Origin of the sequence: Pseudoalteromonas sp. SG43-3, assembly GCF_014164385.1 — a bacterium.
Taxonomy (GTDB): domain Bacteria; phylum Pseudomonadota; class Gammaproteobacteria; order Enterobacterales; family Alteromonadaceae; genus Pseudoalteromonas; species Pseudoalteromonas distincta.
The window spans coordinates 1-692 of record NZ_JACJFC010000073.1; the positions used below are offsets into that span (position 1 = coordinate 1).

General features: G+C 44.1%; 1 protein-coding gene. It reads left to right on the top strand.

All coding sequences use genetic code 11. The features are described 5' to 3' along the window. Positions 1-692 (top strand): hypothetical protein (locus H5157_RS20650; RefSeq protein ID WP_182725420.1); only part of this gene is annotated, 692 nt, incomplete at both ends.

Sequence of the window (692 nt, forward strand, 5' to 3'; positions counted from 1 at the left end):
GAAGTACAAGCAACCGTTCAAAACGGTGAATACGTGACCGATCCGATTGATGCAAGCAACCTTAATGATGGCACATTAACCGCTACTGCGACTGCATCTGATAAAGCAGGCAACCCGGTAACAGCGCAAGATTCAGTCGAGCTCGATAATACAACTTCACTTTCTATTAATATTGATAAAACCGAAGATGGTGTCATTAATGGAAATGGTGAAAGTGCCGCAATAGTGGTGAGTGGTTTAGTTGACGACGTTGAAGATGGGCAAGTTGTTACCATAACAATCAGTGATGGTGTTAACGATCCTATAGAAGTTTTTGCAACTGTTACAAATGGCGAATATGTTACAACATCTATTGATGCAAGCGCACTTAATGACGGCACACTTACTGCTACAGCAAATGTGTCAGATAAGGCCGGTAACCCGCTAAGCGCACAAGATACGGTCGAGCTTGATAACACCGCTGCAATAACCACAAACATTGATAAAACAGCCGACGGTGTTATGAACGGCAACGGCGAAAGTGAAGCAATCGTTGTGCGCGGTACAGTTACCGATATTGAAAATGGCCAAACGGTTACGGTAAGCATTAGCGATGGCGTTAACCCACCAGTTGAAGTACAAGCAACCGTTCAAAACGGTGAATACGTGACCGATCCGATTGATGCAAGCAACCTTAATGATGGCACATTAAC